The following is a 15506-nucleotide window of genomic DNA, read 5'->3' on the forward strand; positions in this document are numbered from 1 at the left end:
TTTGTATTCTATTGCGTGGAAACAAGAGAAATACTAAAAAACAAGGATCTCTTCAAGTAAAAAATTAGTTATTTCAGGATGTTTGTTCTAATTTTGAAAGCAAAATAAACTCCGAAAGTCGAGTTATGATCTCGAACCCAAAAAGCATTTTCGCTTTTTGCCCCGGGACATCGGCATGCATTGAAAAACGTGGATATGTTTCATATCATAAATTCAGTTCAGGTACCAGCCCTGGAAAGGGCATGAAATTCACGAATGAGACACAAGTGGTATTTATTAAATCTCCAAATTGAAAAGGCAAGCAAAATTTCCGAGAAAGAAAAAAACCCGTATCCCTGCAATTATCCGCTTGAAAAACCAAAAGCATCCTGTTAGTCAACCTCACTTCACGAGAGCGAGGAAGCGTTTCGTCACCGGTGTGGCGCCTGGACTTCAAATCCAGTGGACGGTCGAGAGGTCGTCGGTAGGTTCGACTCCTATACGCTTCCGCCATAAGGAACCCAAAGCCCGGTTTGCCGGGCTTTTTTCGTTGCGTCGCCCTGAACTTGCCATCTTCGTATTCCACGAGATCCACAGGAAAATAATGACTTCCACAACCTTTCCATTTTCCTACACCGTGCGCACCAGCCCTCGGGCCAAATATGTCCGACTGTCCGTCGACCTGCACAATGGACTCGAGGTCGTTGTGCCCAGAGGATTCGATCATCACCGGATTCCGAATATTCTCGCGGATAAAAAAAAATGGATCACAAAACAGCTGGAGAGATCAAAACGTCTCCAACCGGATATTCCCGGCCGGATTCTCCCAGAAACCATAGACTTCAAGGGGATATCAGAACAGTGGAAGGTACGCTATGTTCCGGTGGAAGAGGCGACTTACAGCATCCACGAGACACCCGACCATGGACTCGATCTGTGCGGACCTGACCGGCATGTTCCAACCATGGCCTCCCTACTCAATAACTGGCTGATCTTTAAAGGCAAAAAACATCTCCCGGGGTGGGTGGCCTCTTTGGCGCGACAATACGATTTTCCCCGGATTTCCCGCATCCAAATCAGAAACCAGAAAACTCGCTGGGGGAGTTGCTCGGCACGAAAGACTATAAGCCTGAACGCCAAACTCCTCTTCATTTCCCCCGAACTGGTCAAGTATATCCTGATCCACGAGCTGTGCCATCTTGTCCACCTCAATCACTCACCTGCATTCTGGAGCATTGTGGAAAAACACATGCCGGATTTTCGCATCCACGAAGAGCATCTTAAAGAGGCATGGTTGCAGATGCCGCCCTGGGCAGAAATCTCCTTTTCCTGAGCCGATCATTTCGTGCAGAAAGAGATCCATGGAGTCCGCGTTCAGCAATCCCTTGCCACCTCATCACATGAGCGATTCCGGCAATCCGGCAAGAAGGCTTCTTGACCGTAGCTCCAGCTATACTTATCTATACTATTCAATGAGGAATTATTTTATGATAGATGAAACAATCACATTTCTTCTCGAGGCAATGAGCCCATGCACCGAGACTTTTTTTTCTCGGAGTTATACCTATGATTCGTCCGGGACCTGCCTGGATGACGCGACAGGGCTGGTCGGCCAATTGGAAAAATGCCGCACCTCCATGCTCGAGGCCGTTGTTTGGGAAAACAGCACCTATAGAGGAGGAACATGGTTCGACGTGACCCACCAGAAATGGACTGCGGAGTTTTTTGACAAGACCTGGAATACACGCACAGATTGCCCTGCAACCGAGTTCTTTCCTGCAGGTTACTTTCAAAAACCCGCATAACCGGTATATCCCCATACGACACCCGCTCGGATCGGGCAGCTCCCCTGCAAAACGCCTCTGATTCATCTGATCATTGATTTCAGGCTGGATTACCACCTTCCTCCATAATCCACCCATTCTGTCTTCTTTATCAACAATTCAATATGGTTGAGATGTCGAGGTATGATTTCGGAATCCACCCAAAAAAATGCTTGCATTTTCGTTTTATCGCATATAGACACCTTTTTCACTTTTGGCGAGGTAGCTCAGGTGGTTAGAGCATGCGGCTCATATCCGCAGTGTCGGAGGTTCAAGTCCTCTCCTCGCTACCAAAAAATCCAACCCCTTGTTCGCAAGGGGTTTTTTTATGCCTGGTGTGGTACATCTCTGCCTCTGCCGCACCCGCCTTTGTACCCGAATGTCCTCCATGAACCCGGTGTTCTCTTTTTGACCCGGCATATGCCTTGTGGCAAAAGCGTCGTGCTGCAGGAAAAAGTCCCGAAACCAGCCATGGCACATATTGCGAACCAACAGGAACCTACAATGATCACGGAAAAAACACTCAAGGAATTTCAGCAATACATGCGCTCAGGGAAAATGGGTGAGGATTTCGAAAGCTCAGGCGAAGAGCGCAGGATGGAAATGCTCGATCTGCTCGAAATGTTCATGGATGTGGCCGAGATCGCCGATGAGACGGCCACGAAGCTCATTTTCAAAAATTCACAGCTCGGGGAAATGTTCGGAGAGGGTCCGAAACAATAGCAGTAATCCATCGCTGCGACTTCCAAAAGCTCATATCCGGGACAGCGTGAATATGCCGTTTGGGGTTCTATCCCGGATCGCCAATTCCCCTCCCCGCACTTTTTTTCAACCCGGTGCCGCGAGGACGGATTGCCCATGGGAAGTTCCATTCCAATACGGTCGAACGCCTGCAACCCGATTCACCGGTTCATCTCGAGGAACAGGGGATTTGTATAACAAAACCTTACTCACGCGAAGGAGAAAAAAGCCAGAAGGATCGCTGCTCCGGACCTACATCATAGGATGAACATCCGGTCAGTATCCAGCCCGGGGGGATCGCATCCGGTTCGGGCGTATGGGACATGACAAGGCACAATCCGTCCTGCACAAGAAGGGGACGGGAAATAGCGAGAAACTCCCGCCAGGGACAAAAGGCCCTGCTCACAACCAGCCGGGCCGGTAAATCACTTGCCGGCAGATGCTCCACCCGGCACGCGGCGACCCGGGTGCGCGCAAGCTGCATGGCCCGGATGGCCGTCTGCATGAACATGGCCCGTTTCTGTCTCGGTTCGACCAGGATATACTCTCCCTTGTCCCAGAAGATTCGCAGGGGGATGCCCGGAAGCCCTGCCCCGGCACCAAGATCCAAGGTGCGGCCATCATCTTCAAGATGCAGACCGTTTAGAAAATCTCCCAGATTCCAACTGTCGATGACAAGCGTACCCAGCATGGTCTTCCAATCCCTGGGTCCGACCAGATTCATTTTTCTGTTCCACTTTTCCAGAAGTTGCAGATAGGTGGTTACGCGTCCGGCCTGTTGTGCGGTCAAATTCCGGCCGAGTTCACCGGCTCGGTCTGTCACGGCTTTTTCAGAAATAGGGGACACCATGAATTTTTTCTCTCCGAGTATATGGATGATTCCAAACGATGGCATACGTCCTTGCCATGGGCCTGCGCCACACGCGACACGTCCTTTTTCTCCCTTTACGTCCAGTAAAGGTCCGGGTACAAGCCCGAGGGATCACCACACGGGAGGACATATATGACCACGATCAATCACCCGACCGCAGTTCTTTTTCCCGGCCAGGGTTCACAATGTCCCGGCATGGGACGCGATCTGGCCGAGTATTGGCCGGATGCCATGGAACTCTGGGTCCGGGCTGAAAAAATATCCGGTTTTGCCCTGCGCGAAATCTACTGGGACGACGATACCGAGGCCATGGCGCAAACGGCCTATTTGCAGCCCGCTCTGACCGTTGTCAACGCGGGGATTTGGGCCTTTGTCAAAAGCAGACTTTCTGCGACCTGCACCGCAGGACACAGTCTGGGCGAATATGCCGCCCTGTTCGCCTCCAAGGTCCTGTCCATCGAAGATACCCTCAAACTGGTCTGTCTGCGTGGGCGGCTCATGTCCGAGGCGAGCAAAGAAACCGGGGGCAAGATGGCCGCCATTCTCAAGCTCTCCCAGGAAAAGGTGGAAGCCATGGTTCAGGAAGTCACATCCTCACTGGATCAGGAACTTCTCATTGCCAATTACAATACCCCGGCCCAGTTCGTGATCAGCGGAACGGAAGAGGCGGTCACCCAGGCGGCCTCCCGGGCCAAGGAGGCCAGGGGGCGGGCCGTTATCCTCCCGGTAAGCGGTGCCTTTCACAGCCCGATGATGGCCGAACCGGCTGCCGAACTCGCCAGGGCCATGAACAAGGTTGATTGGAGAGATCCCGAGATTCCCGTGTACCTGAACGCAACCGCCGAGCGTACGGACGACCCGGCAGCCATCAAGGACATCATGACCCGACAGATGACCTCCTCGGTGTACTGGATCCAGCTTGTCACGGCCCAATGGGAAGCGGGTATCACACGATTTGTGGAGCTTGGCCCCAAGGGTGTTCTCTCCCGGATGACCGGACAGATCCTCAAGGATCACAAGGACGAGCTGACTTCGGAGAATATCGAGACCCTGGAACAGGCTCAGTCATTGTAAAACGAATCTTTTGGCTACTTGGACACTTTTTTTACGTAAGGACGGATTATGCGCGGCGAAACCTATTTGAATGACAAACTCCAGGCCTTTGTCCAGACAAAGGGGTGGCAATGGCCGGGCAAGGCCACCCTGGAACCTCCCAAGGACGAAAAGTTTGGCGACCTGGCATCCAACCTGGCCATGATGCTTACCAAGCAGGCACAAACTGCTCCGAGAAACATCGCCGAAGAGATCCGTACCGCTCTGCTCGCCGAATGCCCGGAGGTTGCAACCATTGATATTGCCGGTCCGGGATTTTTGAATTTTTTCTTCAAACGAGATTTCTGGCTTGCGGCCATCCCTCAGATCGCTTCGCAAAAAAAGGCCTACGGGAGCTCACAACTCGATAAACCCATGAAGGTTCAGGTCGAGTATGTTTCCGCCAATCCCACCGGCCCGCTGCACATAGGCCATGGCCGGGGCGCGGCCATTGGCGACAGCCTGACCCGCATCCTGCGGGCAACCGGACACGAGGTGCAGACCGAATACTATCTCAACGATGCCGGCCGCCAGATGCTCATGCTCGGCAATTCCGTCTGGGTCCGGCTCAAACAGCTTGCCGGACAGGATATCGCCCTGCCGGATGAATCCTACAAGGGCGAATATATCCGGGATATTGCCGCGGATATTCTTGCGGACAAGGGAGAGTCCTTTCTGAACACCCCGGAAGACGAGGCCATCGAATATTGCAAAACCGTGGCCGTTGATGTCATCCTCGCCGGGATCAAGGAAGATCTGACCAATTTTCGGGTGGAACACCAGAACTGGTTTTCAGAAAAAAGCCTGGTCACTGACGGCATCGTGGACAAGGCCCTTTCGGCACTGAAGGATAAAGGCCTGGCCTATGACAAAGACGGTGCCCTGTGGTTTGAATCAACCCGTTTCGGAGACGACAAGGACAGGGTTCTTCGCAAGTCAAACGGGTATCTGACCTATTTTGCCTCGGACATCGCCTATCATGCCGATAAAATTGACCGGGGATTCGACCTCATGGTCGATATCTGGGGCGCCGATCACCATGGCTATGTCCCGCGCATGAAGGCGGGCATCGAGGCTGTTGGCAATGACCGGGAATCCCTGCAGGTCATCCTCGTTCAATTGGTCAACCTTCTTCGCAGCGGGGAACAGATTGCCATGTCCACCCGGGCGGGCAAGTTCGAAACCCTGGCCGATGTGTGCGCCGAAGTCGGCGTGGATGCAGCCCGGTTCATCTTTCTCTCCCGCAAAAGTGACAGCCATCTGGATTTTGATCTTGAAGTGGTCAAGCAGCAGTCCATGGATAATCCGGTCTATTATGTCCAGTATGCCCACGCCCGAATCTGCTCGCTCATGGCCAAGGCCGAGGAACGCGGAATCGAAACAACAGAGCCCGACATGTTGCTCCTGCGCCTGCTGGACACCCCCGAAGACCTGACTCTGCTAAAAAAGATGGATAGATTTCCGGACGTTCTGACCCTGGCATCACGAACACTCAGCCCGCACCATGTGAGTTACTATCTCCAGGAGCTGGCAGGCGATCTCCACCGGTACTATAACGTGCACCACATTTTAAACGCCCCGCAACCGGAACTGCTTCAGGCACGGCTCCACCTTTTCAAGGCTGTTGCCCAGGTCCTTCGCAACGGCCTGGATCTTCTCGGGGTGAGTGCACCGGAAAAGATGTAATCGCAGACACACTCTCTCTTGTTCTTTTTGTACAACGCGAGCGTACCAAACTTTTGTCCATGGCAATCAAGAATACAAAAAAAAAGCCCCCTTCCAAGCGGACAAGCCGGTATAAACCGGACTTCGCCCGACTGATCAACAAATCATTGATCATCCTGGTTGCCATGGCCTGGGCCTTTATATTGGGTGTCCTTGTGGGCAAGGGATACAGGCCGGAAAACGCTGTTCCGGAACTAGCCAGAATCATGCCGGATACGCAGGAAGTTCAGCCTGAACAACCCGTGGTACTCAAGGCCGAGGAGCTCGACTATTACGACCGCCTCAAAAAGGCCAAACCCCAACCCCGGCCACAAGCCAAACCACAGTCCCAACCACAAAAGGCTCCTGCTCAAAAAACAGTTTCCCACGTCCAGGCACAACCGCCGCAAAATGAGAAGAAACCCCAGTCTCCCCAACGTTTCACCTACATCTACCAGACTGCGGCCTTTCGATCTCAGGCCGATGCCCTGCGGTTCCAGCAACAGATCATCAGACTCGGCATTCCGGCATTTATCGAGAGCACCCCGTCTGGCTGGCATCGTGTCAATGTACGCTTCAAGGGAACACCCACCGAGACGGGCAACCTCAAACAACGGCTCAAATCCCTGGGCGTGAACAAGGTCATTTTGCGCAGCAAAAAACCTTTATAGACCTTTCTGGAACTTCCGATCAGGATACGGATCCCGCCATCCCGGAACAATTTCTCTGTCACCCTCAAACCTCGAACACGCCCATGTACAGCCATTTCCTTGATCTGGACACCCATAATGGCCGGCATATCCATGTCTGGCCGGTGCCCTACGAAGGTACCGTGAGTTTCATGAGCGGCACCAAATCCGGACCGGAAGCCATTCTCAAGGCGAGCTATCAGATTGAAACATTTGATGCCCAGTTGGGAGTCGATCTGGCGGATCTGGCCCATTTTTCAACGCTGCCCTATCTGCGAACTCCGGCACACGGTCCCGAAGGATTGCATCAGGCCATGCACGAAGTCCTTGCTGACCATGATCCCCGCCAGGATTTTTTTGTGACCCTGGGCGGCGAACATTCCATCTCTCTGCCCCTGTTCGAATTTTACAAAAAGGCCCATCCCGACATGGTCGTTTTGCAGATCGACGCCCACAGCGATCTGCGCAAGGAGTATGAAGAAAGCCCCTTGTCCCATGCCTGCATCATGGCCAGGGCCAGGGATCTGGGCATTCCAGCCATCCAAGTGGGTATCCGCAGCCTCTGCAGCGAGGAATTCGATTACATCTCCTCCCAGCCGGCCGATGAATTGATGACCATCTTTGCCTGGGATCTGGATACCCCCAAAAAGACCGCTGAAAACGTCAATGCATTCCTTGACGGTCGTCCCTTCTATCTGACCTTTGATATTGATGGACTCGATCCATCCCTGGTTCCCGGCACCGGAACTCCTGAGCCAGGAGGGATACAATATCCCTGGATCTGGGAATTCTTCTCCCTGCTGTGGCCCGGCTCCCCCCTCGTGGGGATGGATCTGTGCGAGGTCGCACCGGTACCAGGATCAGTTGTTTCCGAATCCGTTGCCGTCAAGGCCATCGCCAGGATCCTCACCTGTTTCCTGAAAAACCATCCCTCAAGGAATGGGTTGCAACAACAAGAGAACAAAAGACATTCGATACGGTCAGGACACGAATCAGAAAAGCACCTCTGAACACCCGGGTTGTGCATCCCCATCCTGGATTCTTTTTTCTCCGCGTCACTAACGTCGTGGCGCGATACCTTTTATTTCATCATCTTATCCCCGAGTTTGCCATGACAGACACAAACAAGAACCTCCGGACCACCAGTCATCTCGAAGATCCTGCGGATTATGGACTCGAACCCTTGACCACGCTTGATCCCGACAGGATACATTCCTTTGATCAACTCCTTGCGGCCATGTCCAAGACAGCCTTTGGAGGTCGCAATCTCGGAGAAGCCCTGGACGTGCTCCACGGCATGGTCACCGATCCCGACTGCCTTGTGGTGGGTACCTTTTCCGGGGCCATGACCGTCGGCAAAATGGGCAAACTCATCTGTAAGATGATCGACCAGGGATGGCTCAATGTTGTCGTGTCCACCGGAGCCCTCATGGCCCACGGCTTCATCGAGTCCATGGGAATGCGCCACTACAAGTACAAATTCGGAGAAATGGATGACAAGTCCCTTTTTTCCAAGGGTTTCAACCGGGTGTACGACACCCTTGAGCCGGAAATCAATTTCATGCAGGCCGAGACTGTCATCCACGAAGTCATGCGATCCCTTGAAGGGGAAACCTTTCTCTCTTCAGAGTCCTTTTGCAGAAAAATCGGTGAGTATCTTGCCGATCACGTAGACGGTCCGGGCATCCTCAAAAGTGCCTACAACAAGGATGTCCCTGTATACATCCCGGCCTTCACCGACTCGGAACTCGCCCTGGACGTGGCCACCCACTTGATGCGCCACACCCCCGGGCTGTTGGATGGAGAATGTGATCCGACGTCCTTTCCCTTCCAGTTCAACCCTTTTCTGGATCTGCTCAGCTATACCCGCAAGATCTGTTCGGCCAAAAAAATCGGTATTTTCACCATTGGCGGTGGTGTTCCCAGAAATTGGGCCCAGCAGGTGGGGCCGTTCGTGGAAATCGCAGGTCAACGCCTTCCCGAACTCGACCTGCCCATTCGCAGGTTTTCCTACGGCATCCGCATCTGCCCGGAGCCTGTGCATTGGGGAGGTCTGAGCGGTTGTACCTATTCCGAAGGCATTTCCTGGGGCAAATTCGTTCCGCCCAACCAAGGCGGAAAATTTGCCGAGGTCATGTGCGACGCCACCATTGCCTGGCCCATCCTCATCAAGGGATTGCAGGATAGACTCGCAAAAAGATGACAACAAAAAGCATGGGCATTATCGCGCAGAGGCGCTGAGACGCAGAGAAGGGCATTTTGGGTTTATCGTGTCTCGAGAGTGATTGGCGATACTTGGCCGAACTCAATCGATCGTGACCATGCCAGCAAGGTCTTTCGTTTTTTTTCCTCTGCGTCTCAGCGCCTCTGCGCGAGAAAAAACAAAAAACTAACGCAACGGAGCGCAACAAAAATTATGACCATGCTCCACGATCTGACCATAGAAAAAATCCTCTGGCGAGGCCGGGGACTTGCCAGGCTGGAGTCGGGCAAGGCAGTCATTGTCGAACCGGGCGTACTCCCCGGAGAGGTCGTGGATGCCGAAATTCTCCGGGAAAAAAAAGATTATATCGCGGCAGAACCAATCCGCATCAATCAGCCTTCTCCCCTTCGCCGCCCGCATCCCTGTCCCCATTCGTCAGCATGCGGAGGGTGCAGGATGGGTATTCTCCCGGCATCCAAGGGTCTTGATCTCAAAAAAGATATCCTCAAAGATACCCTGATCCGAAGCCTGCGGCGCCACATGGATGTAAAGCGGCTTCCATCCATTCAGACCATGGCCTCACCCAGGGGGTGGCGATACAGGTATCGGGGGCAGATCCACGTCCACAACCATCTCCCCCACTTCCAAAAGGCCCGAACGAACGATCCGGTCCGACTCGATGATTGTCTCCTTTTGGCCCGCCCTCTGGCCCGAGCCCTGCAGACAGTAAGCGCCGGACTTCCTGACGGCAGGTTCGCCATTGCTGCCAGCCCCAAGGACCACCGGGTGTGTTCCCAACAGGATCAGACAAGCCTGGCATTGCCCTTGTCTGCCTATGGTTTCGATCTCATCCAGCCCGGGGGCAATTTCTTCCAGGCCAACTGGGAACTCAATCAGTCCCTGATCCATCTGGTAACCCAGGCAGTCTCGGGACACGAACGGATTGCAGATCTCTATGCCGGGGCGGGCAATTTCTCTCTGCCCCTGGCCTTTTCGGGTGCACGGGTTCTCGCCGTTGAATCGGTTCCTGCGGCGGCACATGCCGGAACACAGAATGCCAAACGTCTTGGATTAACCGACCTCTCCTTTAAGACAGGAGATTTGTCCGAGGGAAAAACCTGGAAGACCATCGGCTCGTTCAACCCCACCGCCGTGGTCCTCGATCCTCCCAGAACCGGGGCCAGACATATTGCCTCCCGGCTCATGGCTCTTGAATCCCTCTCGACCATGGCCTGGGTTTCCTGCGATATCGTTACCACCTGCCGGGATCTCACGCCAATGCTCAAGGCCGGATGGACTGTCCGTGAAATCATCCTCGTGGACATGTTCCCGCAGACCTGGCATATGGAAACCGTTTTCATCCTTGAAAAAAACTTCGTTCCGGGTGCATGAAAACAAACCGCACTGCCGGGCAGCACAGCCCGATACTGGACAAACGCTCGAGAATCTTGCATTCCCCCTTTCCAAGTGTGAGGCTAAAGTCATACATTTTCCCACCCTCATTTTTCTCAGGGCTTGATCATGATTGAAGACGGCTTGCAGCGGCAATGGCTCAAAAATTACGACCGGGAGGTTTCTCCTCGGCTCTCGTACGAGAATATTCCCATCCATGAATATCTCAAACGGAGTGCTGAAAAATTTCCCAAACGTAAGGCGATCATCTTCAATAATTGGAGCATGACCTATGCCGGCCTGCTCACGGCCAGCGAAAAGATCGCCGCCAACCTTCGCGAACATGGAGTCCGGGCAGGGGACAGGGTAGCGATCATGCTGCCCAATACACCTCAGGCGATCATGGCCTATTACGGTGTCCTCCAGGCAGGTTGCATCGCCGTGATGACCAATCCATTGTATATGGAAAAGGAGCTGGTTCACCATTTCTCCGATTCCGGGGCCAAGATCCTCATCACCCTGGACCTCTTGTGGCCCAAGCTCAAAGCCCTTGAAAAAAAACTCAAGCTGTCCAAGATATTTGTCACCCGTATTTCCGACTGTCTCAGCTTCCCATTGAATATCCTTTACAATTTCAAAGCCAAAAAGGACAACGCCCCGACCATTCCCTATGACATGCACAAGGTCTTTCCCTGGAAAGTTCTGCTGAAAAAACGGGCCAAATTCAATCCCCGTTCTTTCAGACCGGAAAAGGATCTCGCCCTGCTCCAATACACCGGAGGAACGACCGGGGTTTCCAAAGGGGTCATGATAACCCATCAGAACCTGGCCTCCAATGTTCAGCAATACCTGGCCATTTTGCACAAATTGGGCAAGTCGCATGAAGTGCTTCTGGGCATTCTGCCCTATTTTCACATCTTCGGGCTGAATGTGTGCGTCAATTTCGCCGTGGCCCTGGGCGCAACCATGGTACCCTTTCCCAGGTTCGTCCCCCGGGACATTCTCAAATCGATCAAAAAAATCCATCCGACCATTTTTCCCTGTGCCCCATCGGTCTTCATGGCCCTTTTGCAACAAAAGGATATCGACAAATTCGATCTCTCCTCCATCCGATTCTGTATTTCCGGTTCAGCTCCGATCCCTGCGGAAATCATCAGACAATTCAAAAAACTTGCCGGGGCGGAGATCATCGAAGGGTATGGATTGACCGAGGCGTCACCAGTCACCCATCTCAATCCCCTCAACGGAACCCACAAGCTCGGCTCAATCGGCCTGCCCATCTCGGATACGGACGCCTGCATCGTTGATATGGAAGTGGGTTCCCTGACCCTCCAACCGGGCCAGATCGGTGAATTGATCATCCGTGGTCCTCAGGTCATGAAAGGGTATTGGAAACGGCCCGATGAAACAGCCTCCACCCTGCGCAATAACTGGCTGTATACAGGTGATATCGCCTACATGGATGAAGACGGTTATTTCTTCATCGTGGACCGGAAAAAGGACCTGATCATCTCCGGTGGCTACAATATATATCCCCGGGAAATCGACGAGGTCCTTCACGAACATCCCAAGATCAAGGAGGCTGTTGCCGTGGGGGTCCCCCACCACACCCGGGGGGAAATCATCAAGGCGTTCGTGGTCGTGCAGCCCGGAGAGAGTCTTACCCGGGCCGAGGTCATTTCCTTGTGCCGGGAAAAACTGGCCAATTACAAGATCCCGAAAAAGGTCGAATTCCGTGACGAACTTCCCAAGACGCTCGTCGGCAAGGTGCTCCGCAGGGCCCTGCGTGAAGAGGAGGTTGTCAAACTCGAAAAGGCCAAAAAGAAACGAGCGGACCAAAACAAGGCAGCTGAGTGACCTCGATGTTCATCAGCCTGTTCATCAAACTCTTCTTCCTGCTGACCCCGTTTTTTGTCCTGACCATGTTTCTTTCCCTGACCAGAGAGATGGGCCGGCACGAAAAACAGCGCATGGCCGTTCGGGTCACATGCGCTGTTCTCTGTACCACCTTTGTGATCTTTTTTCTGGGCAACTCCATTTTTGACATTTTCGGCATCACCCTGGATGCCTTCCGGATCGGCGCGGGATCACTGCTTTTTCTTTCGGCCGTGGAACTGGTCCATGGCAAGGCCGGCAAAAAGCCGGAGCATAACGCCTCGGACGGAGACATGAGCGTGGTTCCCCTGGCCATCCCCATCACGGTAGGCCCGGCTACGGTGGGCGCCCTGCTGGTCATGGGGGCCGGTCAGCGACAACTCATGGAAACCGTGATCGGATCACTGGCCCTGACCGCTGCCGTCGTCTCCGTGGGCATCCTGCTGCTCATGGCCGCGCACATCGAACGGCTTATCGGCAAAACCGGAATCATTATCCTCAGCAAGCTCACCGGTCTGATTCTCTCCGCCCTGGCCGCACAGATCGTCTTCACGGGCATCAGCAACTTCCTCACATAGAAAAACGAACCGTCATCCCCCAAAACCTGCTCTCAAGTCCTTATAAAAAAGTTGTCAGTTTTTTCTGCGCCCTGTGCACTGCGCACTTTCTTCTACTTGCGAATCTGCCCCTCGCCAAAGACAACGAACTTGGTGCTTGTGAGTTCCTTGACCCCCATGGGGCCGTAGGAATGAAGCTTGGATGTGCTGATACCGATTTCAGCGCCCAGGCCGAGTTCGCCCCCATCATTGAACCGGGTCGAGGTGTTGATGAGTACGGCCGAGGCATCCACCTCGCGCAGAAAGCGCATGGCCCGATCATGATCCCTGGTGATGATGGCCTCGGAATGGTTGGAACCGTATCTGGCGATATGTTCCTGGGCCTCGGTCTGGGAATCCACGATCCTGACGGCCAGTTCCAGACTGTGGAACTCCTTGCCAAAATCGTCGTCCTGCGCAGAAACTCCCTTGTCTCCCAGCAGGGGGAGTGACCGCGGGCAGGCCCTGAAAATCACATTGTCCTGCCCGAGCCTTTCGGCCACCTGGGGCAGGAATTCATCAGCCATGTCCTTATGAACCAGCAGACATTCCAGGGCATTACAGACACCCGGGCGCTGAACCTTGGCATTATGGACAATGGACAGAGCCCGGTCTGGATCAGCATGAACGTCCACATAGATATGGCACACCCCCTTGTAATGCTTGAGTACAGGCATGGTCGCATCCTTGACCACCGCCCTGATCAGCCCCTCCCCCCCACGAGGAATGACCACATCGATATATTCATCCAGCCCGAGCATGGCCTTCACAGCAGCCCGGTCCGTGGTCGGGACAAGTTGAACGGCCTCCGAAGGCAACCCGACTTGCTCCATGGCCCGGGACAAAAGAACGCCAAGCACCTGATTGGAATGAAAGGCCTCCGAGCCACCGCGAAGGATGACCGCATTACCGGCCCGCAGACACAGGATGGCCGCATCGATGGTTACGTTGGGACGGGATTCATAGATGATGGCGATGACCCCGAGAGGGATACGCATCCGACCGACCAGCAACCCGTTGGGGCGTTTGTGCAGGGATTCGATCTCACCGACCGGGTCCGAAAGCTGGGCCACGAAACGACAGGCCTCGGCCATGGATTCGATGGTCGCATCGGTCAGCCGCAATCGGTCTATTCGGGCCGCATCCATACCTTTGGCCGTCGCCGCCTCGATGTCTTTGGCATTGGCGGCAAAAATCGACTCCCGCTGACCCCTTAAAAGCCCGGAAAGCGCCACGAGGGCCCGCTCCTTGTCCCGGCTCGATACCTTGAGTAATTCCTGCCCTGCCTGTTTGGCCCGAGCTGCCATTTTCCGCATCTGTTCATCGATCCTATCCATACCCATCACCTCACCGTATTCGTCATGCGTATCAATGTTTCAGCACCGATCTCCGACGCTACCAGAAACCTGCCTGTTCTGCACATTGCAAATTGGACACTCTTTCTCATATCCTTCAATCTCATTGACAAAATTGTCTTGTCCCACCTATCCCAAACCCCTCATATTCTCAAGCCGTTGCCCGCGTGCCGGCAGGGAGGATGTGTCCTCATGCCCGGGTTGGTCAGACAGTCAACCCAAACGAGGCAATCCCGCCATACTCTTTCAGGTACCTGAACAGGAGCAGATTGACCCTGCTCGCCCCGGATGAATGACAGGAAGATTTTGACCTTTTTGCAAATAGTGAATACAAGGCAAGATCTTTGATCAGTTTACGATGTTACAGGAGGAATCACCACCATGACAGATGGGCAAAAACAGGAACATCACCGCGATATACTTGATGAAATCGAACAGGAGGCGGATCAGGCTCTCCACCCCATACTCCAGAAGATTCTCGATAATCTCAAACCCATTGGAATCGGTATCGGAGCGCTTATCCTCGTTGTGGGTGCCTATTCGGGGTATACAACCTACGCCGAGATGCAGGTCAAGAAGCTCAACGACGAATTGGGAACCATCCTCATCCAGGAAGATCCGGCCCAACGCATCGCTTCTCTGAATCAGTTTCTGGCGGATCATCCGTCGAACATGCCCGTTGGAACCCTGTTGGAGGTCGCTGCCACGGCCATGACCAGCAAGGACTATTCCGAGGCAGCTTCGGCCTGGTCCAGGGTGGCTGACGCCTCCCAGGCGGAAATCAAGATCCTGGCACTTCTGGGTCAGGCACGAGCCTTGAGCCTGGACGAAAAGTACACCGATGCCCTGGCTGTCCTCGATTCCATCGACACCAGCGAGGCCCAGGAGCTGGCCACACCCGTAGCCCGACAGGTCGCCTTTGCCGCGGAACAGGCAAAAGACTGGCAAAAGGCACTGTCCGCCTATGAAAAGCTCAAATCCACGGGTGCCGTCACAAATACGGCCTTTTTGGATATGAAGATCTCAGATATCAAGGCCAAGATGATCTAATGCGGCCAAGCCGCAGTATTCCTCTTGAATGTCACGTGGATGCGAATCCAAAATCACGTCCGCAATGCCATTTTGGTGTGCCCGAATTCCATTCGCTGCCCGCCAACCTCCCATGACGACCCTAACCAGCACCGGG

At 53.8% G+C, this 15506-nt stretch carries 14 protein-coding genes and 2 tRNA genes; 14 read left to right on the forward strand and 2 right to left on the reverse strand.

Features of this window, described 5'->3' with window-relative positions; genetic code table 11:
* The first annotated feature begins 398 nt into the window (after positions 1–398).
* The 5 genes from ACTVJH_RS11910 (at position 399) to ACTVJH_RS11930 (ending at position 2525) form a co-directional block, all read left to right on the forward strand.
* Positions 399–492 (forward strand) — tRNA-Sec (locus ACTVJH_RS11910).
* Positions 493–583: 91 nt separating this feature from the next.
* Entirely contained in the window at positions 584–1312 is a 729-nt protein-coding gene (locus ACTVJH_RS11915; protein WP_455990955.1) for a M48 family metallopeptidase, read from the forward strand.
* Between the two features lie 154 nt (positions 1313–1466).
* Positions 1467–1784: a hypothetical protein gene (locus tag ACTVJH_RS11920; RefSeq protein WP_455990958.1), complete on the forward strand. Its 318-nt coding sequence runs from the start codon at positions 1467–1469 to the stop codon at positions 1782–1784.
* 234 nt (positions 1785–2018) lie between these two features.
* A tRNA-Met gene (locus tag ACTVJH_RS11925) sits at positions 2019–2095 on the forward strand.
* Positions 2096–2306: 211 nt separating this feature from the next.
* On the forward strand, positions 2307–2525 hold the full coding sequence (locus ACTVJH_RS11930) for a hypothetical protein (RefSeq protein ID WP_455990961.1): 219 nt from the start codon (positions 2307–2309) through the stop codon (positions 2523–2525).
* A gap of 223 nt (positions 2526–2748) precedes the next feature.
* On the opposite strand, the gene ACTVJH_RS11935 is transcribed toward ACTVJH_RS11930, so the two are convergent.
* On the reverse strand, positions 2749–3393 hold the full coding sequence (locus tag ACTVJH_RS11935; protein WP_455990964.1) for a 16S rRNA (guanine(527)-N(7))-methyltransferase RsmG: 645 nt from the start codon (positions 3391–3393) through the stop codon (positions 2749–2751).
* A 153-nt stretch (positions 3394–3546) separates the two neighbouring features.
* Here ACTVJH_RS11935 and ACTVJH_RS11940 point away from each other — a divergent pair, with 153 nt between their 5' ends.
* From ACTVJH_RS11940 to ACTVJH_RS11975, 8 genes are all read left to right on the forward strand, one after another.
* On the forward strand, positions 3547–4488 hold the full coding sequence (locus ACTVJH_RS11940) for an ACP S-malonyltransferase (protein ID WP_455990967.1): 942 nt from the start codon (positions 3547–3549) through the stop codon (positions 4486–4488).
* 48 nt (positions 4489–4536) lie between these two features.
* Positions 4537–6192, forward strand: coding sequence for an arginine--tRNA ligase (gene argS / locus ACTVJH_RS11945; protein ID WP_455990970.1), 1656 nt, complete (start codon positions 4537–4539; stop codon positions 6190–6192).
* Positions 6193–6251: 59 nt separating this feature from the next.
* Entirely contained in the window at positions 6252–6881 is a 630-nt protein-coding gene (locus tag ACTVJH_RS11950) for an SPOR domain-containing protein (protein ID WP_455990973.1), read from the forward strand.
* An 83-nt stretch (positions 6882–6964) separates the two neighbouring features.
* The gene (gene speB, locus ACTVJH_RS11955; RefSeq protein WP_455990976.1) at positions 6965–7909 is read left to right on the forward strand and encodes an agmatinase; all 945 of its coding nucleotides are present in this window, start codon (positions 6965–6967) and stop codon (positions 7907–7909) included.
* 101 nt (positions 7910–8010) lie between these two features.
* The gene (locus tag ACTVJH_RS11960) at positions 8011–9102 is read left to right on the forward strand and encodes a deoxyhypusine synthase family protein (RefSeq protein ID WP_455990979.1); all 1092 of its coding nucleotides are present in this window, start codon (positions 8011–8013) and stop codon (positions 9100–9102) included.
* A 213-nt stretch (positions 9103–9315) separates the two neighbouring features.
* Complete coding sequence (locus tag ACTVJH_RS11965; RefSeq protein ID WP_455990982.1) at positions 9316–10494, forward strand: class I SAM-dependent RNA methyltransferase; 1179 nt, start codon at positions 9316–9318, stop codon at positions 10492–10494.
* A 129-nt stretch (positions 10495–10623) separates the two neighbouring features.
* Entirely contained in the window at positions 10624–12351 is a 1728-nt protein-coding gene (locus tag ACTVJH_RS11970; RefSeq protein WP_455990985.1) for a long-chain-fatty-acid--CoA ligase, read from the forward strand.
* A gap of 5 nt (positions 12352–12356) precedes the next feature.
* Positions 12357–12947: a MarC family protein gene (locus tag ACTVJH_RS11975; RefSeq protein ID WP_455991093.1), complete on the forward strand. Its 591-nt coding sequence runs from the start codon at positions 12357–12359 to the stop codon at positions 12945–12947.
* A gap of 92 nt (positions 12948–13039) precedes the next feature.
* On the opposite strand, the gene ACTVJH_RS11980 is transcribed toward ACTVJH_RS11975, so the two are convergent.
* Complete coding sequence (locus ACTVJH_RS11980) at positions 13040–14302, reverse strand: glutamate-5-semialdehyde dehydrogenase (RefSeq protein ID WP_455990988.1); 1263 nt, start codon at positions 14300–14302, stop codon at positions 13040–13042.
* Between the two features lie 399 nt (positions 14303–14701).
* On the opposite strand from ACTVJH_RS11980, the gene ACTVJH_RS11985 reads away from it, so the two are divergent.
* Positions 14702–15370, forward strand: a complete 669-nt coding sequence (locus ACTVJH_RS11985) for a tetratricopeptide repeat protein (protein WP_455990991.1) — start codon at positions 14702–14704, stop codon at positions 15368–15370.
* Positions 15371–15506 lie beyond the last annotated feature (136 nt).

The organism is Desulfoplanes sp. PS50 (genome assembly GCF_053851535.1).